Consider the following 26,080-nt stretch of genomic DNA (forward strand, 5'->3'; position numbering starts at 1 on the left):
ATTAATGCGTCCCTGGCGTCATTTATACGTCCCTGACACCTATACCATTTTTTCAATCTCGGCCAGCGGGACGGCATGGCTGAACAGGTAACCCTGCAGCTGGTTACAGCCGGCGCTGGCGAGGGCGTGCATCTGTCCTTCCGTCTCCACGCCTTCGGCGGTCACGGTAAGGCCCATAGCGTGTCCCAGCCGCACCACCGATTCGATAATCGCGGCTGAATTATCGGCCACACCGAGCGACTGAGTAAATGAGCGGTCAATTTTTATCTTATCGACCGGGAAACTGCTCAGATAGTTGAGACTGGAGTAACCGGTGCCAAAATCGTCCAGCGCGATACGGAAGCCCGCTTCACGCAGCGCGACAATACAGCTGCGTGCCGCATGCTCATCCTCAATCAGCACGCCTTCGGTGATCTCCAGCTCCAGACGCTGCGGATCGGCCCCTTCGCTCTGTACAATCTCCAGCAGCCGGGGCACAAAGCCGCTGCTGCGAAACTGCACCGGTGACACGTTCACCGCCACCACCACCTGCGGCAGCTTCAGCGATGTCTTGCAGGCTTCGCGCAGCACCCACTCGCCCAGCGGCAGGATCAGCCCGGTCTCTTCGGCAATAGCGATAAAGTCAGCCGGGGAGATATCGCCGCGTGTCGGATGATGCCAGCGCAGCAGAGCCTCAACGCCAACGACGCGCTCGCCATTAATCTCCATCAGCGGCTGATACCAGACGGCGAGGCCGGTAAAATTGACCAGCGCCTGACGCAGCTCGGCCGCCAGCTCCTGCCGCGTACGCAGCGACTCATCCATCGCTTTTTCAAACTGGCGAAACTGACCGCGCCCGTGATTTTTGGCGTCATACAGCGCGATATCTGCCTTACGCATCAGCTCCAGCCGGTCTGTGCCATCTTTCGGTGCCAGCGCCAGCCCGATGCTGACGCCGACCCACAGCTCATTACCCAGCAGATGATAAGGGGCGCTGAGCGTGCTGATGATGCGCTGCGCCAGCGCATGCACCTGGCCGATAGTCTCCGTATCCGGCATCACGATAATAAATTCATCGCCGCCAATGCGTCCCACGGTGTCGCTGGTACGCACCATCTCGCTCAGGCGACGCGCCACCTCGCGGATGAGTTCATCACCGGCGTGATGACCCCAGGTGTCATTGATATTTTTAAACCGATCCAGATCGAGCAGCAGCAGCGCCACGCGGCGATCGTGCCGGAGCGCGGCGGCCAGCGCCTGGGTCAGACGATCTTCTACCAGCGCACGGTTGGGCAGGCCGGTCAGCACGTCATGAAACGCAAGATGCTGCGCCTGCGCCTCGCTGGCGCCCAGCCGGACCAGCGACTGTGACAGACTGAGTGAAGAGGTCCAGATGCGCCGCACCATAAACAGGCAGAGCAGGGTAATGATCATCACCGACAGCAGCGTCGAGGGGATGATAGTCCGCAGCATCTGTGCGCCAGGCTTGTCGGGCTGCCAGCTCAGATAGCCTACCCGCTGGCCACTCTGCGATGAAAGTGTCCAGAACGCGCTCTTCTTATCAGTAGGCGGCGTGTCGCTAAAGTGCAGCTGCGCCAGCTGGCTGCGTTCGGAGAGGTGGCGCAGATAGCCGTCATCGAGAAACGCAACGCTCACCAGGCTAAACCGGGTAGTACTATCAGGTGCGCTGATCCTGCCCACGGCCAGCGCAGCAGCGCGGCCGGCAATACGCACAAAATCGGCCCGGTCCTCTGCGCCAGCCGCGCGGGTTACCAGCGGCGTGGCGAGCAGATCGCGCAGCCACGGACCGACCGCCTGTGGGCTGACCGGTTCACCGTTGCGCCAGACGGCAACCGGCTGCTGCCTGCTGTCCAGCAGCAGGATCAGCTGATGCGCAAACATCTCATAGAGCCAGCTGCCAACATTCTGATCCAGCCAGGCCTGGTCTGCGTCACCCCGTGTCAGATGGCCGGCAAGCGGTGACCAGCGCGTCAGGCTGCGCAGCTGGCGCAAATGTTCACTGAGGCTCTGGTCAAATGAGGCGGAAATCATACGCTGCTGCTGCTCACGCGCTTCACTGTTGGTCACGGATGTCCCCCAGTAAAGCCCGCTGCCGGCCCCGGCAAACGATAGCACCAGAATCGCGATCAGCGGCGCGACCACCTGACGCAAAAAACTGTGCCGGAACTGACGGGATGTTCTGATTGAATTCATTATTTTTTCTTCATATAAACAGGCGGCCCTAATGAATAAGTTAGCAGAAAGGCGGGTTTGTGCCTGGCGGTAAGCGGCACAGCGTCAGATGGACTTATTAATCATCCTGATGCATCAGGGAGGCGCGACGGCAGATTCATCAGGCCGTCATGCCGTCGTCACCCCGCTGTCATCTGCTCCACGCATCCTGAGCGTCTATCCACCCGGGCAGGGCCGATCCCGTCTCAGCCCGGAGCAGGGCGCTGAACAGCCCGGCGGTTTATTTTTTATTCCGGTACACAAAGAGGACCCATGAGCTTACTGGCCAGTTTTCATTATTCCGTCGCGGATGCTCAGCAGGCGTCCCGCCGCCTCCGCAAAGCGATGAGCGAGCCAGGCGTCGTGGTGTCGCTGCCGCTGATGCCGGGGCGAAACGAACTCTCCTCAGCCGCCAGCGCACTGCTGCTGACGCGGGAAGAGGGGGCCGATACGCTCTGGCTCGATCCGCAGATTGACAGTGCGGCGCTGCGCAGCACGCTGCATTTTTGTACCGGCATGCCGCTGGTCCCCGCCTGTGAGGCGTCGCTGGCCCTGAGTCACGCCAGGGCAAATCCCGATCCCGCCTGTCTGATGGGCCGGCAGCATGCCGCCGGCAATATCCGTACGCTGATTATTGAGTTACCAGGCCTGAACGGCGGTCTGACATTGCGTCTCAGCGGCGGCGGGCTGCGTGAAACGCGCGCGGTCGCACCGCAGCTGCCGCCGGCGGTGCTCACTTATCTGCGCGAGCATCCGCACCCCTCCCGGCAGCGGGGGGATTTAATGTTTACCTGCGGCGAAACATTAATGGCGCTGCCGCATGACGTCAGGGTCACGGTGTGCTGAGCAGATGCTATCCGCGGGATACCGGTGCTGAAGGCGCAGCCTGCCGCGCGCGGCTCAGCCGTGCGCTGCGCTGCCAGGCCCGCTCCAGCGCCTGAACCAGCTGCGCCTGCTGCCAGGGCTTCGCCAGCCGCTCGCACAGCGGTAACGTCACCTGCGACCGGCGCAGATCCTGCCCGCTGATCAGCAGCGTCGCGAGCTGCGGCCACTGCTGCTGCGCCTGACGTATTACATCGGCGCCGCTGAGCGGACCGGGCAGCATCAGATCACTGATCAGCAGATCGATATCAGGCGTCTGCTGCAGCAGCGCCAGCGCGCTGGCACCGTCGCCGCACTCCAGCGTCAGATAGCCAAGCTGATGCAAATGATCACACAGCGTCTGCCGCACGGCGGGTTCATCATCCAGTACCAGCACCAGACGATCGCGGCTGGCGCCGGGTACAGCAGGCGGAGGCGCAGCGACCGGCTGTGCTGCTTCCGCCGCGCGCGGCAGCAGCAGGCGTACCGTGGTGCCCTGGCCCGGCGCGGTTTCCAGCGCAATTTCACCGCCCGACTGCCGCACAAAGCCATAGACCATCGACAGCCCCAGTCCGCTGCCACTGCCGGTAGGTTTGGTGGTGAAGAAAGGTTCAAAGACCTGCTGACGGACTTCCGCTGACATGCCGCAGCCGCGATCGATGACCTCTACCACCACCCACTCGCGTTTCCCCGCTGCCGACGCTTTGCGCTGGTTCCAGACGCGCAGCACAATCTCGCCGGGCTGCTGCTGCAGCGCATCGCGCGCGTTGACCACCAGGTTCATCAGCGCATTTTCAAGCTGACCGGCATCAATCCACGCCGGCCAGCCGGGCCGCGGCGCCTCGGTCACCAGCTGCTGACCGGGCAGCAGGGCGTGCTGCAGCAGCGAATGCAGATCTTCGACCAGATCCACCACCGCGACCGCCCGCGGATAGAGCGCCTGTTTACGGGAAAACGCGAGCAGGCGCTGGGTAAGCTGCGCGGCGCGGTCCGCGGCCTGGCGGGCGCGTTCTATGCGGGTCGCCAGCGTGCCAGCCGGCAGCTGATCGGCTGTGAGCGCCAGGCTGCCGATAATCACGGCCAGCAGATTGTTAAAATCGTGCGCCAGGCCGCCGGTGAGCTGGCCCACCGCTTTCATTTTCTGGCTGTGCAGCAGCGCCTCTTCCAGCGCCTTGCGCGAGGTGCGCTCCAGCACGGTGTTGACCATGCCACGGCGCGGCACCGGACTGAAACGCAGCTCCAGCGTACGCCCGTCGGGCAGCCGCACCTCCTGCGCATCCTGCAGGCTGAGCAGCTGCACATTCAGTCGTGCCAGCAGCTGCTGATAGTGCAGGCCGCGCTGAAGCTCATGCGGCGCAATACCCAGCAGCTGCGCATACTGCGCGTTCCAGACCACCAGCTGCCCGCTGTTATCAAACAGCGCAAAGCCGTCGCGCATGGCGAGAAAGGTTGACTCCAGCTGGGTACTTTTCTCTTTCAGCAGTGAAGAGGTGTGCGCCAGTGAGGCGGTGTTGCGGGCAAAAACGTTAAACGCCCGCGCCAGATCGCCCAGTTCGTCGCGCCGCGTCTGACCGGGCACGCTGACGCCTTTCTCTCCCTGCGCCAGCTGCGTCATGGCGCGGGCGATAGCGGTAAGACCGGAGCCGAGATTGCGGTAGATGTAGTAGCCGGCGTAACCGGTGATCAGCAGCGCCAGCAGCATAAACAGTGCGATAAACCCGATGACTGAGTCGAGTTCACGGTGCGTGCTGGCGCTGCGTGCATCGCTCTGCTGGGCGACCTGCTGCACATAGCGGGTAATGTCCTCATTGAGCATCGCCACCAGCGCCTTGATGCGATAAGTCGCGTAAGCGATGCCGGTATCACTCTCTTCAAGGTCCAGTGCAACGGGCTCCAGCGCGCTGAGAACGCGGATAAAGCGCGCCCGCTGCAGTGCCAGCACCCCCTCCAGCGGCAGGGCTGACCAGACCGGCAAAATAGAGGTGAGCTGCTGTACCGCAGCCTGCGGCGTGGCGGAGCGGATCGCTACCGCGAGCAGGCTCTCGCTCTGCTGACGCAGCGGCAGAAAAGCGGCGTTGCTTGCCAGGGCATTAATGCGGTTCAGCAGCAGCTGGGCCTGCCACAGCCCGCTTAGCATGGTATTACGCTGCAGGTGCCGCTGATGCCCCCTCTGCAGCAGCAGCGTGATGCTCTGCTCCAGCATCTGGCTGCGCTCACGAATGCGGCTGAGCAGGGCGGGCTGCAGTCTGGCAACAGGTGCCGCCGCCAGCTGCGTCAGCGCCTGCTGCAGCGCCTGCTGTGTCTGTTGCAGACGCGCCGATTCACTCTGGTACTCCAGTGCGCCCACGACCTGCGACAGACGTACCGCTGCCGTCGCCACGTTGGCCGTGTCACGTGCCAGCGCCAGGCTGCCATTCATATCGGCCAGCGTCTGCGCCTGCGCCTCTTCCTGAATCGTGCCGGCGTGACGGAATCCGGTAATCGCCACCAGGCTGACCGCCAGCGTTACGCCGACCACCAGCAGATTAAACAGCAGCAGGCGGCCACGGGCACCGGCATACCACGGCAGAGTCTGACTCATGCGCCACCTCGTGATGCGAAACGTCAGCCGAGTATAAAAGTGGCCATCAGAAGCAATATGACAAATATGAACAGACGCTGACATTTTCCATTTATGTTGCGCGGTGACACTGCTCAGCACTATCCGGCAGCAGGAGCGCGGCAATGACAGCACCGATACTGGAAATGCGCGGTATTACCCGGCGCTTCGGCAGCTTTTACGCTCTGAAGGGCGTGAACCTCACCGTCTGGCCGGGCGAAGTACACGCGCTGATGGGGGAAAACGGGGCGGGTAAGAGCACCCTGATGAAGATTCTGGCCGGTGCCTACAGCGCCAGCAGCGGGGAGATCCTGATTGAAGGGAAACCTTACGTCATCCGCGGCCCCAAAGAGGCGCTGGCGGCGGGCATTACGCTGATCTATCAGGAGATCAATCTGGCACCCAACCTTACGGTCGCGGAAAACATTTTTCTCGGCAGTGAGATTGCGCGCGGCGGGCTGGTCAGACGCCGGCAGATGGCAGAAGAGGCGCAGCAGGTGATTGCGCGGCTGGGCGCGCGCTTCAGCGCGACCGATCTGGTCGGGCGTCTGAGCATCGCCGAGCAGCAGCAGGTAGAGATCGCCCGCGCGCTGCACCGCAACAGCCGCATTCTGGTGATGGATGAACCTACCGCCGCGCTCTCCAGCCGGGAAACGGAACAGCTGTTTGCGCTGATCAAGCGGCTGCGCAGTGAAGGTATGGCGATTATCTACATCAGCCACCGTATGGCTGAGGTCTATGAACTGTCCGATCGCGTCAGCGTGCTGCGCGACGGTGAGTATGTGGGCAGCCTGACGCGTGAGCAGCTTAACGCCAGCGAGCTGGTGCGCATGATGGTCGGGCGTCCGCTCAGCGACCTGTTTAATAAAGCGCGCGACATTCCATTTGGGGCTATCCGTCTGGCGGTCAATCACCTGACTGACCGGAACAAAGTCCACCCCAGCAGCCTGGCGGTGCGTGCCGGTGAGATCGTCGGCCTCGCCGGTCTGGTGGGGGCCGGACGCAGCGAGCTGGCGCAGCTGATTTTCGGCGTGCAGCAGCCCGCGGGCGGAGAGATCTGGATCGACGGTGAAAAAGTGCACATCCGTTCTCCGCGTGAAGCGATCGCCCGCGGCATCGGCTTTCTTACCGAGAACCGCAAAGAGCAGGGGCTGTTTCTGGAGCTGGCCGCGCGGGAGAACATTGTGATGGCGACGCTGGAGCGCGACGCCAGCTACGGCCTGCTGAACCGGCGCAAGGGGCAGAAGATCGCCAGTGACGCTATCGCGTCGCTCAATATTCGCGTGCCGCATGCGCAGGTACGCGCGGGCGGGCTTTCAGGCGGCAACCAGCAGAAGCTGCTGATTTCGCGCTGGGTATCTATTGCGCCGCGCATTCTGATTCTGGACGAACCGACGCGCGGCGTGGATGTCGGGGCGAAGAGTGAAATTTACCGCATGATGAATCAGCTGGCGCAGCAGGGCGTGGCGATTCTGATGATCTCCAGCGAACTGCCGGAGGTGGTGGGCATGAGCGATCGCGTCTACGTCATGCGTGAAGGCACCATTGCCGGCGAGCTGAGCGGTGACGCAATCAGCCAGGAAAATATCATGACACTGGCCACCGGCGCTCAGCCGGTTACAGCCTGAGGAGAGGGGAATGACCAGCGAAACCACACGCGTAGCCAGCCCGACGCTGAAACGGGCGTTAATGAGTGATTTGCTGCAGACGGTGGGGATCCTGCCGATTCTGATCCTGATTGTGGCGGTGTTTGGCTTTATTGCGCCTAACTTTTTTACCGAAGCGAACCTGCTGAACATAACCCGGCAGGCCTCTATCAATATCGTGCTGGCGGCGGGGATGACATTTGTCATTCTGACCGGCGGTATCGATCTGTCGGTGGGCTCGATGCTCGGCACCACCGCGGTAGTGGCCATGGTGGTATCGCTCGATCCCGCCTTTGCCAGTCTGACGATCCCTGCAGCGCTGGGGGCCGGGCTTATCATGGGGTTGTTTAACGGCATTCTGGTCGCCTGGGCCGGACTGCCGCCGTTTATTGTCACGCTCGGCACCTATACCGCCCTGCGCGGGGCCGCCTACCTGCTGGCTGACGGCACGACGGTCATTAACTCCAATATCAATTTTGAATGGATAGGTAACGGTTATCTCGGCCCGGTGCCGTGGCTGATTATTATCGCCTTTGCGGTCATTGCGCTCTGCTGGTTCATTCTGCGCCGTACCACCCTGGGTATTCATATCTATGCCGTGGGCGGCAACATGCAGGCGGCTCGTCTGACCGGGATCAAAGTGGGCGCGGTGCTGATCTTTGTTTACGCCATGAGCGGTCTGCTCTCCGGGCTGGGGGGGCTGATGAGCGCCTCACGGCTCTACAGCGCCAACGGCAACCTTGGCGTGGGGTATGAACTGGATGCGATTGCTGCGGTGATCCTCGGCGGCACCAGCTTTGTCGGCGGTATCGGCACCATCACCGGCACGCTGATTGGGGCGCTGATTATCGCCACGCTCAACAACGGCATGACGCTGATGGGCGTCTCCTACTTCTGGCAGCTGGTGATCAAAGGCGGCGTGATCATCGTGGCCGTATTAATCGATAAATACCGTACCCGTCATCACGTTAGCTGAGGCCGGTGCAGCATTTCCAGGTGGCGATCCCGCGGACCGCTAACAATAAAAAGCAGGAGAACATCAACTATGCGTTTTAATCCGATTGTAACCGGACTGCTGGCGGCCACGCTGCTGAGCGCGCCGCTGGTGCAGGCGAAAGAGCTGAAATCGATAGGGGTGACCGTAGGCGATCTGGCCAACCCGTTCTTTGTGCAGATCACCAAAGGTGCCGAGCTGAAAGCCCGCGAGCTGGCGGGCGACAAGGTCAACGTGACGCTGGTCTCCAGCGGCTATGATCTCGGTCAGCAGGTGGGGCAGATTGATAATTTCATCGCCGCCAAAGTGGATATGATCATTCTTAACGCCGCCGACTCTAAAGGCATTGCGCCGGCGGTGAAGCGGGCGCGTGACGCTGGCATTGTTGTGGTGGCGGTGGACGTGGCCGCCGATGGTGCTAACGCGACGATTACCTCGGATAACACCCAGGCAGGTGCCATGGCGTGCAAATATATCTCTGACCGCCTGAACGCGAAGGGCAACGTCGTGATCATCAACGGGCCGCCGGTTTCGGCGGTGCAGAACCGCGTCGAAGGCTGCATGAACGAGCTGAAAACGCACCCCGATATTAAGCTGCTCTCCTACAACCAGAACGCCAAAGGCAGCCGTGAAGGCGGGCTGGAAGTGATGACCGGTCTGCTCTCGGCTAATCCGAAGATCGACGCCGTATTTGCCATCAATGACCCGACCGCAATCGGCGCCGATCTGGCGGCAAAACAGGCGCAGCGCAGCGAATTCTTTATTGTGGGCGTCGATGGTTCGCCGGACGGGGAAGAGGCGCTGAAGCGCAAAGGCTCGCTGTTTGTGGCGACCCCGGCGCAGGATCCGCAGGTGATGGCGGAGAAAGCGGTAGAAATTGGTTACAACATACTGCAGGGTAAACCTGCCCCTGACAAACCGGTGCTGATTCCGGTGACGATGATCGATCGCAACAACGTGAGCAGCTACAAAGGCTGGACAGTGAAATAACGCGCCGGATATTCCGGCGGTAATCCCTCTCCCGCAGGCGGGAGAGGGCTGCGGCGGCAACACGTTTGTCTGCCGCTGCGCCATCCATTTACCCCTCACGTGACGGGAGCACTTCATGGCACTGATATCTCTGGCGCAGGGGCTGGCCCATGCGCAGCAGCACGGCTACGCGCTGGGCGCATTCAACGTCCTCGACACCCACTTTCTGCGCGCGCTGTTCCAGGCGGCAGAGCAGCAGCGCTCACCCTTTATCATCAATCTCGCCGAGGTGCATTTTAAGTATGTCAGCCTCGATCACCTGGTTGCGGCGATTCGCTGTGAGGCGGCACGGCACGCGATTCCGGTGGTGCTCAATCTCGATCACGGTCTGCATTTTGAGGCGGTGGTACAGGCGGTACGCCTCGGCTTTACCTCGGTAATGTTTGACGGCTCCGGGCTGAGCTATGACGAGAATGTGCGTCAGACGCAGGAAGTCGTCAGACTCTGTCATGCGGTGGGCGTTTCGGTGGAAGCGGAGCTGGGCGCGGTGGGCGGCGACGAAGGCGGAGCGCTGACCGGTGAAGCGGACAGCGCAAAGTTTACCGATCCGGCGCGGGCGGCTGATTTTGTAAAGAGCACCGGCATCGACTGCCTGGCGGTGGCGATTGGCAACGCGCACGGTAAATATAAAGGCGAACCCCGCCTCGACTTCGACCGGCTGGCGGCGATCCGCAGCGCAGCAGGTATTCCGCTGGTGCTGCACGGCGGCTCGGGGATTAGCGACGCCGACTTTCGCCGCGCTATTACGCTTGGCATTCATAAAATCAACTTCTACACCGGCATGTCTCAGGCGGCGCTGGACGCAATAGAAACGCAGATCGGCCAGCGCGACGCCCGCTATGACAGTTTTGCTGAGCTGCTTATGGCGGTGGAGCGCAATATCAGCAGCGTGGTCGCGCAGCAGATGCAGATCTTCGGCAGCAGCGGACGCGCCTGAGATGACGGCGCGCAGCGGCATTCTGGCCGCCGGTACTCTGCTGGTCGATCATGTACAGCGCATTACGCACTGGCCGGAGCAGGGCTGGCTGACCGAAATTGTGGCGCGCGAGCGCTGCAGCGGCGGCGCGGTGCCGAATGTGATCCTGACGCTGGCACGCATGCAGTCAGGTTTACCGCTGGCGGGTGCCGGTATCACGGGCGAGGATGCGGACGGTGACTATCTGCTGCAGCGGCTGCGTGAGGAGGGCGTGGATTGCCACGGCGTGACGCGCACCCGTGCGGCGGCCACCGCCATGACGCAGGTGATGACCACGCCGGATGGTCAGCGCACCTTTTTCCACGCGCGCGGCGCCAGCGCGCTGCTTGATGTGGCGCATTTCCGCGAGCTTGCAACCCCGCACCGCATTTTTCATCTCGGCTATCTGCTGCTGCTCGACCAGCTTGACCAGCCTGACGCGCAGTTCGGCACGCGCAGCGCGCGGCTGCTGGCACAGATGCAGCAGCGCGGCTATCTGACCTCGCTCGATCTGGTCTCCCGCGCCGGCGATCACCGCGCCCTGGTGCTGCCGGCGCTGCGCTGGCTCGACTATCTGATCATCAATGAACTGGAAGCGTCAGCGCTGACCGGCATCCCGCTGCGGCACGGCACCGGGCTGGCACCGCCGGAGACGTTTGCCGCCGCGGGCGTCTGGCTTCTGCAGCAGGGCGTGCGTCAGCGCGTGGTGATCCACGCACCGGAAGGCGCATGGGGGGCAGAAAGGGGCGGAGAGGCGTGCTGGCAGCCGGCATGGCAGCTTGATGCCAGCGATATTGTCGGCAGTGTGGGGGCCGGGGACGCTTTCTGCGCCGGCGTGCTGTACGCCAGCCACGAGGGCTATACGCTGTCAGCCACCCTGCAGCTGGCGCACACCTGCGCCTGCTTTAACCTGCGCGCGGCGAATGCGCTGGATGGTATCCGGCCGTTACCGGAAATGCAGCGCTGGATGGATCAGGCGATCTGCGACACGGGCGCCGCCGGACGCACTACGTCGGCTGAAAACACATAGCCGAGGCCGCGAATGGTGCGGATAAGGTTTGGCTGATGCGGGTTCACTTCGATTTTACGCCGCAGCCGCATGATCAGCACGTCGATAGTGCGGTCAAAGACATCCAGCGTTTCGCTGTGCGTCAGCTCCAGCAGCTGGTCGCGCGTTAACACTTTGCGGGCATGGGCAACCAGCGCACGCAGCAGCGTATATTCTCCCTGCGTCAGCGGCACGCTTTCACGCTGCGGATTCAGCAGCTGGCAGCGCATCTCATCCAGCTGCCAGCCGTTGAACTGCCAGCCTGCAGGGGGGACGCTCTCCGGTTCCCCGTGCCTGCCGCTGCGGCGCAGCGCGGCGCGCGCTCTGGCCACCACCACACGCGGATTGAACGGCTTAGCGATATAGTCATCGGCACCCATTTCGAGGCCAACCACCATTTCGGCCTCCGATCCCATACCGGTCAGCATGATCACCAGCACGCCCGGATGTTCTCGCTGGATCTGCTGCAGAACCAGCAGCCCGTTAGTATCCGGCAGCATCATATCGAGCATCACCAGCGAAATGTCCGGGTGCAGCGTCAGCAGCGCCTGAACATCGCGCCCGAGGTGGCAGCGATAGACGGCAGAAACATGCTCACTTAAGACATCGTGCAGCAGTTCGCAGATGGCACGATCATCGTCAACGATCAGTATCGCGGGCTTCATGGCGCGGCCTCGTTATCATGCAGAGAGTAGAGGCACTATAACCTGCTGTTTTTGACCTGCTGAATCGTGCAGCAGAAACGTGAGCGATATCGCCAGGCAGAACGCGAAAGCGTGCGGCACCGCAAAATTATTGCGCACAGCGTGGCATGAAGGAAAACGATTGCGCAGCAGCGGGGCAATGCACCATAATCGCGCTTCTTTCTGGTTCAGACTTTTCTTAACCGGATGCGTATCTGAAAACGTAAACGATTGCGCAGAGGATGGCACAGCAATTGCTATCAGGACAGGGGAAAGCGGAGGGGGCAACCTTACGTCCGGCAGACTCGCTTTCAGCAAAAAACAATCAGCTGTTAACCACGTTGGCCAGTGAGAACGCGCAGCCGCTGCGTCTCCGTTCATGAGAGAGAATGATGTTAGAGAAACTGTTTAAGCTTAAGGCGCACAACACCACCGTGCGCACGGAGATCGTGGCGGGGATCACCACCTTCCTCGCAATGGCCTATATCCTGTTTGTTAACCCCGCGATTCTGGGCGCGACCGGCATGGATAAAGGGGCGGTGTTCGTGGCGACCTGTCTCGCGGCAGCAATCGGCTCAATTCTGATGGGACTGATTGCTAACTATCCGATTGCGCTGGCCCCCGGCATGGGGCTGAACGCGTTTTTCACTTACACCGTTGTGCTGCATATGGGTTACACCTGGCAGATTGCGCTGGGCGCAGTGTTTCTTTCGGCAGTGATCTTCTTTGCCCTCTCCATCTTTAAAATTCGTGAGTGGATTATCGCCAGCATCCCGCTGCCGCTGCGGGCCGGCATTGCCGCCGGTATCGGTCTGTTTCTGGCGCTGATCGCGCTGGAAGGTGCCGGCATTGTGGTGGATAACCCGGCGACGCTGGTCGGGCTGGGCGATCTGACCAAACCGGGGCCGCTGCTGGCGCTGCTCGGCTTTTTTATCATCGTGGTACTGGAAGCGCGCCGCGTGACCGGCGCGGTGCTGATCGGTATTCTGGTGGTGACCTTTATCTCTATGGGCATCGGCCTGACGCCGTTTGGCGGCGTCTTCTCCGCACCGCCTTCGATTGCGCCTACCTTTATGCAGCTCGACATCGCCGGCGCCTTCAATGTGGGGCTGGTAAGCGTAATTTTTGCCTTTCTGTTTGTTGATGTGTTTGATAACACGGGCACGCTGCTGGGCGTGACGAAACGCGCAGGCCTGGCGGATGAGCATGGCAACGTGCCAAAAATGGGACGCGCACTGATCGCTGACAGCGCGGCGGCGCTGTTTGGCTCACTGCTCGGCACTTCAACCACCACCAGCTATGTGGAATCTGCGGCTGGCGTCAGCGCCGGCGGACGCACCGGTCTGACGGCGGTTGTGGTAGCCGTGCTGTTTCTGCTGAGCCTGTTCTTCTCACCGCTGGCGGGCAGCGTGCCGGTCTGGGCCACTGCCCCGGCGCTGCTGTTTGTCGCCGTACTGATGGCGTCCGGCCTGGCGGAAATTGACTGGAAAGATGTGACGACGGCAGCACCGGTAACGGTAACGGCGCTGACCATGCCGCTGACCTACTCCATTGCCAACGGCATCGCCTTTGGTTTCATCACCTGGACCGTCGTTAAGCTGCTGAGCGGTCGTAGCAGGGAGGTCAATAGCGCACTGGTGATCCTCTCACTGCTGTTTGTCATCAAGCTGGGATGGCTCAGCGCCTGATCAAAAAAGGGAAGCCCGCCCGGGCTTCCCTGCTGATGGACGCAGGCTGGTGCGTTACCGGAACGGCGGCTCGTTGAACGTTCGCAGCTTGCGGGAATGCAGCTTATCGCCCTCGGCGCGCAGCAGCTCTACCGCACAAATGCCAATCTGCAGATGTTCAGAAATGGCCCCCTCGTAAAAGCGGTTCGCCTGACCCGGCAGCTTGATCTCACCGTGCAGCGGTTTATCAGAAACGCACAGCAGCGTACCGTAAGGCACGCGAAAGCGGTAGCCCTGCGCCGCAATAGTCGCACTCTCCATATCCACCGCCACGGCGCGGCTCAGGTTAAAACGCAGCGCGGAAGCGGCGTAGCGCAGCTCCCAGTTGCGATCGTCAGTGGTGACCACCGTACCGGTACGCAGCCGCTGTTTAACCTCTTCACCCGGCATGCCGCTCACTGACTTGGTCGCATCGTAGAGCGCACGCTGCACTTCGGCGATGCTGGGTACCGGAATATCCGGTGGCAGCACGCTGTCGAGCACATGGTCATCACGCAGGTAGGCGTGGGCCAGCACATAGTCGCCGATATTCTGACTTTCGCGCAGGCCGCCGCAGTGGCCAATCATCAGCCAGGCGTGCGGACGCGTTACTGCCAGATGATCGCAGATAGTTTTGGCATTAGAAGGGCCTACGCCAATGTTGACCAGCGTAATTCCGCGCCGGTTGGGGGAGGTAAGATGCCAGGCGGGCATCTGGTGCTTTTTCCACGCCAGATCGGACATCATCGCGGCGGGATCGGCCGTTTCCGCCGTGATGACTACGTCGCCGGCGCAGGCGAGACTGTCATAGGGCGTGGCAGGATCCTGCACCTGTTCTATCGCCCAGCGTACAAACTCATCGACGTACCGGGTGTAGTTGGTGAAAAGCACGAAAGGCTGGAAGTGTTCCACAGCCGTACCGGTGTAGTGCCGCAGGCGCGCCAGCGAGAAGTCGGTACGCAGTGCGTCAAAATGGGAGAGCGGGAAGCGGGCATCGGCGTTGAACAGGCCATCTGCGGTCTCATCGCCAATCTGCGACAGCTCGGTGGTCGGGAAATGGCGGGCAATACTGGCGCTCATCGAGCGGTCAAGCGACAGATCCGAACCGTCAATCACGTAAGGGTAGGGGATCTCCTGCTGCGACGGCCCCACTTCAATCAGCACGTCATACTCTTTCTCAATCATCTGCAGCTGCTCGCTGAGATAGTGGCGCAGCAGCGCAGGGCGGGTAATCGTCGTGCTGTAGCGGCCGGTATGGGTAAAGCGGCCCCAGGCACGGGTGCGGTTCTGCTGCGGACCCTCTCCCTGCCAGGTCAGGCGCAGCTCCGGGTAGACAAACAGCCCCTGCTGCCGCTGCTCTGCGTCGGGCAGCGTACCCTGTTCAGTGAAGTCGCGGATAGCGTTGCGCAGCGCCTCAACCGCCGCATCGTAGCAGCGCTCCAGTTCATCCAGTGCCTGATGGGCAGTCAATCCGTTCCGTTGTGTTTGCATAGATTCTCCTTCAGGAAAATGGATCAGGTTGAGCAGAGCATAGCGGATAAACCGGCTGATATAATTAAGAATCTGTGACGCTATGCCAGCGTAATTATTGCGTACAGAAATTAACGTGGCTGCGCAAAGCGGGCAGAAATAAAAAGTTTGTAATAATGATTAAATGGCCGCCGCAAAGACTTTGCATAATCGCTGGCCGCCTATCATCATTACCTCTCCTCTCTCATCCAAAGTGATTTGGTACTCTCTTGCAAAATCCCGGTGTGGCAGTAATGCGGGCGGTTCGCAACACGGCGTGGTATCCCCGGCGCCGGACTTACCGCACGCTGTTGTGGCGTGAGATCGCGCCGCTGGCGATCCCTATCTTTATCGAAAACCTCTGCGTCATGCTGATGGGCGTGCTGAGCACATTTCTGGTCAGCTGGCTGGGCAAAGAGGCGATGGCGGGTGTCGGGCTGGCAGACAGCTTCAACATGGTGATCATCTCCTTTTTTGCGGCTATCGATCTCGGCACCACGGTGGTGGTGGCGTTTAGCCTGGCGCGCCGCAACGGGAAACGCGCCCGCGCGGCCACCCGGCAGTCGCTGGGGCTGATGACCGTGCTGGCGCTGGTGCTGGCGCTGGCGATTGAGTTCTGGGGACACCTGATCATTGACGTCATCGCCGGCAGCGCAGACCCGCAGGTCAAACAGCTGGCGCTGAGTTATCTGCAGACCTCCGCCTGGAGTTATCCGGCGGCGGCCATTGCGCTGATTGGCAGCGGTGCGCTGCGCGGCGCGGGTAACACCAAAATTCCGATGCTGATCAACGGCGGCATGAATATCCTGAACATCATGATCAGCAGCGTGCTGATTTATGGCGCGCTGGGCTGGGAAGGAATGGGGTTCATCGGGGCGGGCCTCGGGCTGACAATTTCACGCTACATCGGTGCGCTGGCGGTGCTCTATGCGCTCTGGCGCGGTATCAGCCCGGCGCTGAAGCTCACGCTCAGCAGCTACTTCCGCCGCTGGGATCGCGCCATCCTGATGGAAGTGCTGGGGATCGGCGTGCCGGCCAGTATTGAGTCCGTGCTGTTTAACGGCGGTAAGCTGCTGACGCAGATCTTTGTCGCCGGTATGGGCACCAATGAAATCGCCGGTAACTTTATTGCGTTCTCTATTGCCACGCTGATCAACCTGCCGGGCAACGCGCTGGGTTCTGCCTCCACCATCATTACCGGCAAACGGCTTGGCCGGAATCAGGTGATGCAGGCGGAGCGTCAAATCAGGCATGTGTTCTGGCTGGCGATGATCGGGCTCTGTACGCTGGCGCTGCTCACCGTTCCGCTGGCGGGTACGCTGGCGCGCTTCTATACCCGCGATCCGGCGGTAATTGAGGTCACAAAACATCTGATCTGGCTCAACGCCGCCTTTATGCCGATCTGGACCGCCTCCTGGGTGCTGCCCGCCGGACTGAAAGGGGCCCGCGACGCACGCTACACGATGTTTGTCTCGATGTTCAGTATGTGGGGCGCGCGCGTGGTAGCGGGCTATCTGCTGGGCATTGAACTTGGCATGGGGGTGGTCGGCGTGTGGCTCGGTATGTTCCTTGACTGGACGGTGCGCGGTCTCTGCTTCTGGTGGCGACTCAGCAGCGGCAAATGGCTAAGCAACTACCGGCGCATGCTGGCGAAAGCAGGTGGCTCAGCACCATAGCTCGCGTAATGGCGTCTGCGGCGGGAAGTGGTGGGCACACTGCGCCTGCAGCAGCTCGGCACAGCCCAGTGCGTCCGTCAGCGCGTTATGTGCCGGGTAGTGCGGCAGATGGTAACGCGCCCGGCTCTCCGGCAGGCACAGCGAGGGGCGGGCGCTGCCGCGCCACAGTTTTCGCAGCCGGCTGACCGGTGCGTGCTGACAAAGCAGCCCTTCCAGCGCCAGCGTGTCGATACAGGGAAAAATAATGCCTTCTCCGATGCGCCGCTGCAGCGCCGCGTTCAGAAAATGCTGCTCAATGCCGCGATGGTGAACCACCATCACACGGCCCGCCATCATGGTCAGCAGCTTCAGCAGCCGTTCACTCAGATCGGGTGCGTGCGCCACCGTCGCGTGGGTGATGCCGTGAATGACCACTGATTCATGGCGCAGATCGGCACGCGGGTTGAGGATCCAGTGCACGCTTTCGCTAAGCCGGATACGCGTCAGGCTGAGGGGAATAAGGCCGATACTGACAATATCGTCGCGCCGGGTATTCAGCCCGGTGGTTTCAAAGTCCATTGCCAGCAGCGGCACCTCGCTGATGGGCGTCGCCGCATCCGGTACGCCAGCCCGGTAGTAGTGCTGCAGCGCCGGATGGCGTGCTGTCTCTGCCTGCTGCGCCAGCAGCGCGGGCCAGTCCGGCGCGAATCCTGCGCGCGGTGCCGGTGCCGGCGCCGGTGCAGATCGCAGCAGCTGTTTACTGATATGCAGCATAGTTACCTCACACTTTCCGGCCTGGCTGATAACGGTATTTCAGGAATTTCTGCGCGTTGCTCAGGATCTGAAAGGCATCCTTAAGGTTTTTGCGCTCGAACTCAGAGAGATTGAGCGGCTCAATGCGGTTATCCGGCTCCTGACCGCTCTCCACGTCCTGCGCCTGATGCCGGATACGTACCATCGAGATAAATTCCAGTGCGTCACGCAGATCCTGACCGCGCCCGTGCGGCAGCAGGTCGGTTTGCATAATATCCTGCAGCCGGTCAAACGAGTTGCGTGCTGCTGAACCGGCAGCCAGCGCATGCACGCGGATCAGATCGGCCAGCGGGGCAGTGCCGCGACGTTTCATATCGATGGACTGCGTGTGCTGACCCGAAGGCTCCATCACAAAATTTTTAAAGAAACCCAGCGGCGGTTTGCGCAGCAGCGCGTTGCGCGCCATACAGGCGAGAAAGCGCGAGTTGTGCCGGACCTTATGCGTGATGCGTTTATTCAGCTGCTCACCCCACTCCAGCTGACCCCAGACGGCATCAAGATCGAAGAAAATTGCGCTATCCAGCAGCGTCTGCGGGGAAGGGGTGTCAATCCATTCATCAAAGTATCCTTCCCAGACGGCCAGCGGCTGACGCCAGCGCCCGTTGGTGGCCATGATATTGCCGCTGCAGTAGTGATAGCCGCAGGCCGCCAGGCCATCGCAGACGCGGCGTGCCAGCGCCATGAAATAGGCTTCATGCCGGAAGGCGTCATACCGGTTGTCGAGGATCAGCGCGTTATCCTGGTCGGTGACCAGCAGCTGCTCCTGACGTGCCATCGATCCCAGCGTAATAAAACAGTAGGGCACCGGCGGCGGCCCCAGTTCAGCTTCAGCCAGCGCCAGCAGCCGCTGCGTGAAGCTGCGCCCGATAACCGCCATGGCGCGGCCCGTCATCTGCGAATTGGCGTCTTCGCGCACGATGCGGCTAAAACAGGCGCGTACCTCATTTTTCAGCGCGCTCAGCTCACTGATGCTGTTGCAGTGAAAAATACGGCTGACAAGAAACAGGCTGTTTTGCGACTCATAGCGGATGATATCTGACTGAGAGATCACCCCGACCGGCTGACCCTGCTTCAGCACCGGCAGATGATGTATGTTGTGCTGCATCATGATCAGCATCGCTTCAAATACCAGCTGATGATGAGCGACGTGCGTCAGCTGCCCGGTCATGATCGTTCCGACCGGCGTATTGAAGTTCAGCCCGCGGGCAATGACCCGATCGCGCAGATCTTTATCCGTCACGATGCCCGCCAGTCGCTGCGGGGTTTCCCCGTCAGCATCCGGGGTCACAATCAGCAGTGACGACACCCCTTCTTTACTCATTTTTTGCGCCGCTTCACACACCGTGGCGCGGCTGTCGATGGTCACCGGTAGCCGGCTAATCAGCGCTTCAATGCGTGACGTCATCAGGCCGCTCGCCTCTTCGGTTCGCGCAACGGTTTGCCGCAGGCGGGTGCGATCTTCCACCTCGACCAGATCGGCAAACTCTTCGTATTTGCTGAATAGCTCATTAAAAATCGGGGCGGGAATAAGATAGGTCAGCGTATCTTCCAGCGCGGTAACCGGAAAGCGCACGCTGTTCTCACGCAATAAACCGAACTCACCAAAATAGCCGCCGGCGCTCAGTCGGTTATACAGGTCGCCGTTGCGGCGATAAATCTCTACCGCGCCGCTGCGGATGATATACCAGGCGTCGACCTGCTGGCCAAAGGTGAGGATCGGCGTACCGGCTTTGTAATAGCTCACTTCAAGGGTGGCAGCAATGCGCGCCAGTGCCGCCAGCGGCAGGCTGTTAAACGGCGGGTAGCGCTGAATAAAGTCGATGATTTCCTGATGTCCGGCCTGCATAGCAATCTCCCTTCCTGCACCTGCAGCGGCGGATAGCCTGGCCGGCTATCCGCCTGCGTGCGTGCTATTGATTGCGCACAGCGGGAGCCGGGCGCGTCGGGCGTGGCTCAGAGAGCAATCCCTTTACAACGGCGACCGATGCGACCAGCAGCACCAGTGCAAAAGGCAATCCGGTGGAGACCACCATTGCCTGCAGGGCATCCAGCCCGCCGCCGAGGATCAGTACGATGGCGACCAGCGCTTCAAACACGCACCAGAATACGCGTTGCGCAGTCGGGGATTCAATTTTACCGCCGGAGGCGATGATATCGATCACCAGCGTGCCGGAGTCAGCTGAGGTGACAAAGAACACCACCACCAGAATGATGGCGACCACGCAGGTGATTTTTGCCAGCGGCAGCGTGTCGAGCATGGTAAAGAGCTGCAGCGGCAGAATGGCATCAGCAATACTCTGATATCCCTCAGTAAAATATTGATGGATAGTGGTGCCGCCCAGTACCGTCATCCACAGTACACACGCCAGTGACGGGACCAGCAGCACGGAGATAATAAACTCCCGTACCGTGCGGCCACGTGAAATACGCGCGATAAACATGCCGACAAACGGTGACCAGGAGATCCACCACGCCCAGTAGAAGGAGGTCCAGCCGGCGGCAAAATTGCTGTCGGGACGGGAGACCGGATTGGAGAGCGCGGGCAGGAACTCAATATAGGAGACGAGGTTAGAGAAAAAGCCGCTAAACAGCAGCATGGTCGGGCCGACCACGATAATAAACAGCAGCAGCAGACCGGCGAGGATCATGTTCGCTTCTGATAAGCGCCGCACCCCGGCGTCCAGCCCGGCGACCACAGAAAAGGTGGCAATAGCGGTAATCGCGATCACCAGTACAATCTGCGTGGTTTGTCCCAGCGGTACATCAAACAGGAAATTCAGTCCGGATGCGGCCTGCGAAGCACCCAGCCCCAGGGAGGTGGCGAGGCCAAACAGCGTGGCCAGCACGGCAAGAATGTCGATCAGATGACCGGGCCAGCCCCATACGGCATCACCCAGCAGCGGATAAAAGAGTGACCGGATAGTCAGCGGCAGGCCTTTGTTAAAGGTGAAGAGGGCCAGCCCCAGGGCAAGAACCGCATAGATCGCCCACGGATGGAGCGCCCAGTGGAAAATCGTAGCCGCCATGGCCAGCCGCGTAGCCTCTTCTGCTGATCCACTCGCACCGCCCAGCGGCGCCCAGTCGGTACGCACGCCATTTTCAGTGGCCGTGCCGCCTATCGCGCTGGAGAAATGCGACAGCGGCTCAGAGACGCCGTAAAACATCAGGCCGATACCCATGCCGGCGGCAAACAGCATCGAGAACCAGGTGACGTAGTTGTAATCGGGACGGGCGAGGGTGCCGCCGAGCCGAACCTTGCCCAGCGGTGAGAAAACCAGTCCCAGACAGATGATGACAAAAATATTGCCTGCGCCAATGAAAAACCAGTCGAGTTTAGTGGTAAGCCAGCTCAGCATGCCTTTGAACAGCGGGGCAACATCACTCTGAAACGCCAGCGTTAATATAACGAATAGAATTACGGCGATGCCGGATATCGCAAATACCCGGTTGTGAATATCCAGACCAAAGGGTCCGACATTCACGATAATATTATCCTGGCCTACCTGATAGTCAGTATCATAGGGCGATACTTCGCCATCAGGCGTCATCGGATCTCTGGAATCCGCCATAGTGATTTCCTCGCGACTTACGTGTTGTTGTTAAAAACCTGCCGCTGATGTCAGGACAGGTTCTGTTTTATTTAACGCTGAAGGTCGTGATCAATCCCTGATTACCCTGTTTTCCGAAAAAAGATAAAAACGTGCAGCCTGCTGGTGCATTCACTGCACTTTTTATTGGCGATTGCACCGGTTAACTGAAAACCACCGTGCGCTTGCCGCTTAAAAATACGCGTTTTTCAACGTGATAACGTACTGCATTAAATAGCGTGACGCGTTCAATATCCTGGCCGCGACTGATCAGGTCATCGGGATAAAGCGCGTGATCGACACTCTGAATACCCTGCGTAATAATGGGTCCCTCATCCAGGTCATTATTAACGTAGTGCGCTGTGGCACCGACCATTTTGACGCCTTTTTCCCACGCCTGATGGTAGGGGCGTGCGCCTTTAAATCCGGGCAGCAGTGAGTGATGAATATTAATGGCTTTACCGTCGAGCTTTTCACACATCAGCGGCGAAAGAACCTGCATATAGCGTGCCAGTACCACCAGGTCGATATTATATTGATCCAGCAGAGCAAGAATTTGAGCTTCCTGTTCTGCGCGATTCGCATTATTTACCGGCAGATGGTACCAGGGAATGCCGTGCCATTCAGCCAGTGAGCAGAGATCGGGGTGGTTAGAAATAATCAGGGGCACATCAATAGATAATTGTCCGGTGCGATGCCGGAATAACAGGTCATTCAGACAGTGATCAAATTTAGAGACCAGAATGGCCACGCGCTCACGATGCTGCGGCGGGGTAAGCTGCCATTGCATTTCAAACGGGGCTACACGCGGAGTGAAATTATCACGGAATATATCGGTACTGAATTGCGCAGCGGGTGAAAAAGCAACGCGAATAAAAAAGTGGTGGCTGACGCGGTCATCGAACGAATGGATTTCATTAATATAGTGACCCGATTCCGCCATAAACCGGGTCACGACATCCACCGTGCCTAATTTACTCGGGCAGCTGGCGGTAAAAATCCATGAATCGGGCAGCACGCTCATGGGCGACTCCTGATAATAAGAGAAAGGCGTGCCGGCGGGCAGTTAGCCGCGCCGGCACGGCCGGATATTACGTGGTGATCTTCAGGCCATATTCACGGCTGGCATCCCGTAGCCAGAGCCAGATGTACTCTGCGAAACTGCGGCGGATCACCAGCTCCCAGCTTTCCGGACCGGTGCGGCGGATCAGCGCGCTGCTCTTCGCAAACACCGACCCGGCAACTTTGCCGACCGGAAACTGTGACGGATGCAGATCAAGCACCGTGCTCTTTTTCAGCACATCCACAGCATGTTTACCGGAGAGCGCCAGAATGGTCTGGCCGCCGCTGACGTTCACCACCGAACAGTGGCCGTCGATTTCGGCACGCAGCGCTTTTTCTACCGGGAACAGCTGATCCATTGGCAGCACCACCAGCCACTCATCGGGACTGAGCCAGCGCACGGAGATATCGCCATCTTCGGCAGAGGTCAGCGGCGCGGCAGGCAGCGGGACACCTAATACCGTCAGGCAGCCCTGCATAAAGCTCGCATTGTTTTGCGAACCGCGCAGTACCAGATGCCCGTACAGCGCCAGCTCGCGCAGTTCAACGCCTGCCTGCTGAGACTGACTGGCGGTGACGGGACCGCGATCGGCGTGATGCAGCGGCGACTCGGCGCGCACCTGCGGCGCGACCTGGTTCATGACCGCGACCTGTCTGACGGTCCCTGCGGGTTTGGTTTCAGGTAAGAGGGTTTCAGACATGTTGACGTTCTCCTTTCGGATCGATAAAGACCGGGCTGCAGATTTCCGCTTCAACCACACGGCCATCTGCCAGCGGATAAAACACGGTTTCGCCCATACGTTGCAGCCCGCCTTTGATAAAGCCCATCGCGATACTGCGGTTCAGATTGGCGCTCCAGTAGCTGGAGCTGACGTGGCCCAGCAGATCCATCGGCACCGACTGCTGCGGATTGGCTACCGCCTGCGCACCTTCCGGTAGCACCACCAGCGGGTCACGCGTTTTCAGGCCCACCAGTTGTTTACGCTGCTCGCGCACACAGTCTTCCCGCGCCATACCGCGCTTGCCGATATAGCTAAACGGTTTTGAATCGGCGACGCACCAGCCCATATTGAGATCGTGCGGCGTGACGGACCCATCCGTATCCTGACCGGCAATAATGAAACCTTTCTCCGCACGCAGAATGTGCATGGTCTCCGTGCCGTACGGCGTCAGATCGTATTTCGCCCCGTGCTCAAACAGCTTCTCCCAGACCGCAAGCCCGTAGTTTGCCTGCACGTTGATCTCAAACGACAGTTCACCGGTAAATGAGATGCGGAAGATACGCGCCGGTACGCCGGCAACCGTGCCTTCCTGCCAGTCCATGAACTTAAAGGTCTCTTTATCCAGAGAGACATCGCTGCAGAGTTCCGCCAGCAGGTTGCGGCTCTCAGGACCGGAAATGGTCATGGTTGCCCAGTGATCGGTCACGCTGGTGAAGAACACTTCCAGCTCCGGCCATTCAGTCTGATGGTAGAGCTCCAGCCACTCCATAACGTGCGCCGCGCCGCCGGTCGTGGTGGTCATCAGAAAATGGTTCTCCGCGAGGCAGGAGGTTACACCGTCGTCAAACACCATGCCGGTTTCACCGCACATCAGGCCGTAACGGCACTTGCCCACGCCGAGCTTAGCCCAGGCGTTGGTATAGACGCGGCTGATGAACTCGCGCGCATCTTTACCCTGAATATCAATTTTGCCGAGGGTGGACGCGTCAAGGATACCGACGCCGCTGCGCACTGCGCGGCATTCGCGATCCAGCGACTGCTGCATGGTTTCCCCCGGACGCGGGTAGTACCACGGACGTTTCCACTGGCCGACATCCTCAAACTTCGCACCCTGCTGTACGTGCCACTTATGCATGGCGGTAAAGCGTTTAGGATCAAACAGCTCACCGCAGTTACGCCCCGCGATAGCGCCAAAAGCGATCGGCGTATAGTTCGGACGAAACACCGTGGTGCCGGTCTCGGGAATGGTTTTGCCCATCACTTTGGCGGCAATCGCCATGCCGTTGATGTTGCCGAGCTTTCCCTGATCGGTACCAAACCCCATCGCCGTATAGCGCTTGATGTGCTCAATCGCCTCAAACCCTTCACGCGTTGCCAGCGCAATGCCGGCCGCCGTCACGTCGTTCTGGAAATCAACAAACTGTTTAGGCGCCCGGCTGATTGGTTTGGTGTGCGGAATATGAAACAGCGCGGCGGGCGTATGCTCAATCCACTTTTTCACCTCAGGCAGCGCGACCTCAACCGGCGTCAGCCCAAGTTTCAGCACGGCGTCCTGACCCGCTTTGATCCCCTCCTGCAGCACATTGTCGAGCGCGTAGCGGCCGTTGATGCCACCCGCCGTCAGCTGCTGCTGCGTGGTGGGGCCAGGCAGGAAGCCAATGACGTCGCTGTTCCAGACCGGACGGCTGCCGGTATGTCCGGCGAGGTGGATCACCGGGCTCCAGCCACCGGAGCTGGCCACGGTATCGCAGGAGAGGGTAAAGGGCTTGCCGGTAAGGGCATCGCCTTTCTTATCGATAGCGGCAATGGTGACGCCGCTGACGCGCTTTTTACCCTGTACGTCGATCACCGCGCTGCCGTTGATCACCCGAATACCGCGGCGGCGCACGGCGGCGGCCAGCTCACCTTTAGTGGCGGCGCGCGTATCGACCACGGCCACAACCTCACGACCGGCATCGGCCCAGTCCAGCGCAGTCTGATAGGCACTGTCGTTGGTGGTCATCAGCACCAGCTGATTGCCGGGCACCACGCCATAGCGATTGATATAGACGGAGATGGCGGAAGCGATCATGCAGCCGGGCACATCGTTATGGCTGAAGACCAGCGGGCGCTCCTGCGCACCGGTGGCAAGCACTACCCAGTGCGCCCGCACGCGGTGCATGCGCTGACGTACCTGTCCGGCTGCCGCGCGGTCGCCGTGGTAATCTGTGCGGTTCTCATTAATGGTTAAGAAGTTATGATCGTGATAGCCGTTCACCGTCGCGCGCATCAGCAGCGTCACTTCCGGCATGGTGGCCAGTTCTGCCACCACCTCTGCAACCCAGTCGGCGGCCGGCTTGCCCTCGATCAGTTCGCGGCTGGCGAGCAGGTGTCCGCCCGGTTCGCTCTGCTCATCCGCCAGGATCACGCGCGCACCGCTGCGGCCGGCGGTCAGCGCCGCCATCAGGCCCGCCGGACCGGCGCCCACGATCATCACATCGCAGTGCTGATTCATGGCGTCATAAATATCCGGGTCTTTCTCCTGCGGCGCGCGTCCCAGCCCGGCGGCCTTACGGATAAATTTCTCGTAAGTCGGCCACATTGACTGCGGATACATAAAGGTTTTGTAGTAAAAGCCGGGCGGCATCACTTTGCCGCCGAGGTTACCCACCAGCCCCATCAGGTCAGATTCCACATTGGGCCAGCCGTTGGTGGCAGAGCAGACCAGGCCCTCATAGAGCGTCTGCTGCGTGGCGCGCACGTTGGGTACCTGAGTCGCTTCCGTTGCACCCAGCTGCAGTACGGCATTCGGCTCTTCCGCGCCCGCGGCAACGATGCCGCGCGGGCGGCTGTATTTAAAACTGCGTCCGACAATATCAATGCCGTTGGCCAGCAGGGCAGACGCGACGGTATCGCCTTCATAGCCCTGATACTGACGGCCGTTCCAGGTAAAGTTCAGCGGGGTGGAACGATTGATTCTGCCGCCGGACGGCAGGCGATTTTTCTGGCTCATGCTCTGCG

At 60.4% G+C, this 26,080-nt stretch carries 18 protein-coding genes; 8 read left to right on the plus strand and 10 right to left on the minus strand.

Going from position 1 to position 26,080, the window contains the following annotated elements; translation table 11 throughout:
* Positions 1-39: 39 nt before the first annotated feature.
* The gene (locus BBA90_RS09840) at positions 40-2,193 is read right to left on the minus strand and encodes a putative bifunctional diguanylate cyclase/phosphodiesterase (protein WP_414692365.1); all 2,154 of its coding nucleotides are present in this window, start codon (positions 2,191-2,193) and stop codon (positions 40-42) included.
* A 291-nt stretch (positions 2,194-2,484) separates the two neighbouring features.
* Here BBA90_RS09840 and BBA90_RS09850 point away from each other — a divergent pair, with 291 nt between their 5' ends.
* The gene (locus tag BBA90_RS09850) at positions 2,485-3,057 is read left to right on the plus strand and encodes a phosphonate C-P lyase system protein PhnH (RefSeq protein ID WP_065648969.1); all 573 of its coding nucleotides are present in this window, start codon (positions 2,485-2,487) and stop codon (positions 3,055-3,057) included.
* Positions 3,058-3,064: 7 nt separating this feature from the next.
* On the opposite strand, the gene BBA90_RS09855 is transcribed toward BBA90_RS09850, so the two are convergent.
* On the minus strand, positions 3,065-5,653 hold the full coding sequence (locus BBA90_RS09855; RefSeq protein ID WP_065648970.1) for an ATP-binding protein: 2,589 nt from the start codon (positions 5,651-5,653) through the stop codon (positions 3,065-3,067).
* Positions 5,654-5,796: 143 nt separating this feature from the next.
* Here BBA90_RS09855 and BBA90_RS09860 point away from each other — a divergent pair, with 143 nt between their 5' ends.
* From BBA90_RS09860 to BBA90_RS09880, 5 genes are all read left to right on the plus strand, one after another.
* Entirely contained in the window at positions 5,797-7,299 is a 1,503-nt protein-coding gene (locus BBA90_RS09860) for a sugar ABC transporter ATP-binding protein (protein ID WP_065648971.1), read from the plus strand.
* A 10-nt stretch (positions 7,300-7,309) separates the two neighbouring features.
* Positions 7,310-8,293, plus strand: coding sequence for an ABC transporter permease subunit (locus BBA90_RS09865; protein WP_065648972.1), 984 nt, complete (start codon positions 7,310-7,312; stop codon positions 8,291-8,293).
* A gap of 69 nt (positions 8,294-8,362) precedes the next feature.
* Positions 8,363-9,301: an ABC transporter substrate-binding protein gene (locus BBA90_RS09870; RefSeq protein ID WP_065648973.1), complete on the plus strand. Its 939-nt coding sequence runs from the start codon at positions 8,363-8,365 to the stop codon at positions 9,299-9,301.
* Between the two features lie 115 nt (positions 9,302-9,416).
* Entirely contained in the window at positions 9,417-10,277 is an 861-nt protein-coding gene (locus BBA90_RS09875) for a ketose 1,6-bisphosphate aldolase (protein ID WP_065648974.1), read from the plus strand.
* Position 10,278: 1 nt separating this feature from the next.
* Complete coding sequence (locus tag BBA90_RS09880; protein ID WP_065648975.1) at positions 10,279-11,325, plus strand: carbohydrate kinase family protein; 1,047 nt, start codon at positions 10,279-10,281, stop codon at positions 11,323-11,325.
* Here the strand turns inward: BBA90_RS09880 and BBA90_RS09885 are convergent.
* A complete protein-coding gene (locus tag BBA90_RS09885; protein ID WP_065648976.1) occupies positions 11,268-12,008 on the minus strand; it encodes a winged helix-turn-helix domain-containing protein in 741 nt (246 codons plus the stop codon). The genes BBA90_RS09880 and BBA90_RS09885 overlap by 58 nt on opposite strands.
* A gap of 407 nt (positions 12,009-12,415) precedes the next feature.
* On the opposite strand from BBA90_RS09885, the gene BBA90_RS09895 reads away from it, so the two are divergent.
* The gene (locus tag BBA90_RS09895) at positions 12,416-13,714 is read left to right on the plus strand and encodes an NCS2 family permease (RefSeq protein ID WP_240484889.1); all 1,299 of its coding nucleotides are present in this window, start codon (positions 12,416-12,418) and stop codon (positions 13,712-13,714) included.
* Positions 13,715-13,768: 54 nt separating this feature from the next.
* Here the strand turns inward: BBA90_RS09895 and BBA90_RS09900 are convergent, their stop codons facing one another.
* Positions 13,769-15,223: an AMP nucleosidase gene (locus BBA90_RS09900; protein WP_065648978.1), complete on the minus strand. Its 1,455-nt coding sequence runs from the start codon at positions 15,221-15,223 to the stop codon at positions 13,769-13,771.
* A 272-nt stretch (positions 15,224-15,495) separates the two neighbouring features.
* On the opposite strand from BBA90_RS09900, the gene BBA90_RS09905 reads away from it, so the two are divergent.
* The gene (locus tag BBA90_RS09905; protein WP_065648979.1) at positions 15,496-16,917 is read left to right on the plus strand and encodes an EmmdR/YeeO family multidrug/toxin efflux MATE transporter; all 1,422 of its coding nucleotides are present in this window, start codon (positions 15,496-15,498) and stop codon (positions 16,915-16,917) included.
* On the opposite strand, the gene BBA90_RS09910 is transcribed toward BBA90_RS09905, so the two are convergent.
* The 6 genes from BBA90_RS09910 to BBA90_RS09935 all read right to left on the minus strand — a co-directional run bounded on the left by BBA90_RS09910 (position 16,906) and on the right by BBA90_RS09935 (position 26,072).
* Positions 16,906-17,670 carry a 3'-5' exonuclease gene (locus BBA90_RS09910; RefSeq protein ID WP_065648980.1) on the minus strand — a complete coding sequence of 255 codons (765 nt, stop codon included), beginning with the start codon at positions 17,668-17,670 and terminating at the stop codon, positions 16,906-16,908. The two genes, BBA90_RS09905 and BBA90_RS09910, sit on opposite strands and share 12 nt — an antisense overlap.
* Before the next feature lie 7 nt (positions 17,671-17,677).
* Positions 17,678-19,555: a DUF294 nucleotidyltransferase-like domain-containing protein gene (locus BBA90_RS09915; protein ID WP_065648981.1), complete on the minus strand. Its 1,878-nt coding sequence runs from the start codon at positions 19,553-19,555 to the stop codon at positions 17,678-17,680.
* Between the two features lie 64 nt (positions 19,556-19,619).
* Positions 19,620-21,278 carry a BCCT family transporter gene (locus BBA90_RS09920; RefSeq protein ID WP_039385230.1) on the minus strand — a complete coding sequence of 553 codons (1,659 nt, stop codon included), beginning with the start codon at positions 21,276-21,278 and terminating at the stop codon, positions 19,620-19,622.
* 181 nt (positions 21,279-21,459) lie between these two features.
* Positions 21,460-22,320, minus strand: a complete 861-nt coding sequence (purU, locus tag BBA90_RS09925; RefSeq protein ID WP_065648982.1) for a formyltetrahydrofolate deformylase — start codon at positions 22,318-22,320, stop codon at positions 21,460-21,462.
* A 67-nt stretch (positions 22,321-22,387) separates the two neighbouring features.
* Positions 22,388-23,059 (minus strand): sarcosine oxidase subunit gamma, encoded by a 672-nt coding sequence (locus BBA90_RS09930; protein ID WP_065648983.1) that lies wholly within the window; start codon positions 23,057-23,059, stop codon positions 22,388-22,390.
* Positions 23,052-26,072, minus strand: coding sequence for a sarcosine oxidase subunit alpha (locus tag BBA90_RS09935; RefSeq protein ID WP_065648984.1), 3,021 nt, complete (start codon positions 26,070-26,072; stop codon positions 23,052-23,054). The genes BBA90_RS09930 and BBA90_RS09935 overlap by 8 nt, the downstream gene beginning before the upstream one ends.
* Positions 26,073-26,080: the final 8 nt, after the last annotated feature.

Source organism: Pantoea eucrina (genome assembly GCF_001691555.1).
In the GTDB taxonomy this organism is placed as follows: Bacteria; Pseudomonadota; Gammaproteobacteria; order Enterobacterales; family Enterobacteriaceae; genus Pantoea; species Pantoea borealis.

Bases quoted from the DNA above. Each gene is read 5' to 3' on its own strand.
- BBA90_RS09935 (WP_065648984.1), bottom strand. From the start codon at position 26,072: ATGAGCCAGAAAAATCGCCTGCCGTCCGGCGGCAGAATCAATCGTTCC.
- BBA90_RS09920 (WP_039385230.1), bottom strand. From the start codon at position 21,278: ATGGCGGATTCCAGAGATCCGATGACGCCTGATGGCGAAGTATCGCCC.
- BBA90_RS09870 (WP_065648973.1), top strand. From the start codon at position 8,363: ATGCGTTTTAATCCGATTGTAACCGGACTGCTGGCGGCCACGCTGCTG.
- BBA90_RS09930 (WP_065648983.1), bottom strand. From the start codon at position 23,059: ATGTCTGAAACCCTCTTACCTGAAACCAAACCCGCAGGGACCGTCAGA.
- BBA90_RS09895 (WP_240484889.1), top strand. From the start codon at position 12,416: ATGATGTTAGAGAAACTGTTTAAGCTTAAGGCGCACAACACCACCGTG.
- BBA90_RS09910 (WP_065648980.1), bottom strand. From the start codon at position 17,670: ATGCTGCATATCAGTAAACAGCTGCTGCGATCTGCACCGGCGCCGGCA.
- BBA90_RS09840 (WP_414692365.1), bottom strand. From the start codon at position 2,193: ATGAATTCAATCAGAACATCCCGTCAGTTCCGGCACAGTTTTTTGCGT.
- BBA90_RS09915 (WP_065648981.1), bottom strand. From the start codon at position 19,555: ATGCAGGCCGGACATCAGGAAATCATCGACTTTATTCAGCGCTACCCG.
- BBA90_RS09900 (WP_065648978.1), bottom strand. From the start codon at position 15,223: ATGCAAACACAACGGAACGGATTGACTGCCCATCAGGCACTGGATGAA.
- BBA90_RS09875 (WP_065648974.1), top strand. From the start codon at position 9,417: ATGGCACTGATATCTCTGGCGCAGGGGCTGGCCCATGCGCAGCAGCAC.
- BBA90_RS09855 (WP_065648970.1), bottom strand. From the start codon at position 5,653: ATGAGTCAGACTCTGCCGTGGTATGCCGGTGCCCGTGGCCGCCTGCTG.
- BBA90_RS09880 (WP_065648975.1), top strand. From the start codon at position 10,279: ATGACGGCGCGCAGCGGCATTCTGGCCGCCGGTACTCTGCTGGTCGAT.
- BBA90_RS09865 (WP_065648972.1), top strand. From the start codon at position 7,310: ATGACCAGCGAAACCACACGCGTAGCCAGCCCGACGCTGAAACGGGCG.
- BBA90_RS09850 (WP_065648969.1), top strand. From the start codon at position 2,485: ATGAGCTTACTGGCCAGTTTTCATTATTCCGTCGCGGATGCTCAGCAG.
- BBA90_RS09860 (WP_065648971.1), top strand. From the start codon at position 5,797: ATGACAGCACCGATACTGGAAATGCGCGGTATTACCCGGCGCTTCGGC.
- purU (WP_065648982.1), bottom strand. From the start codon at position 22,320: ATGAGCGTGCTGCCCGATTCATGGATTTTTACCGCCAGCTGCCCGAGT.
- BBA90_RS09885 (WP_065648976.1), bottom strand. From the start codon at position 12,008: ATGAAGCCCGCGATACTGATCGTTGACGATGATCGTGCCATCTGCGAA.
- BBA90_RS09905 (WP_065648979.1), top strand. From the start codon at position 15,496: ATGCGGGCGGTTCGCAACACGGCGTGGTATCCCCGGCGCCGGACTTAC.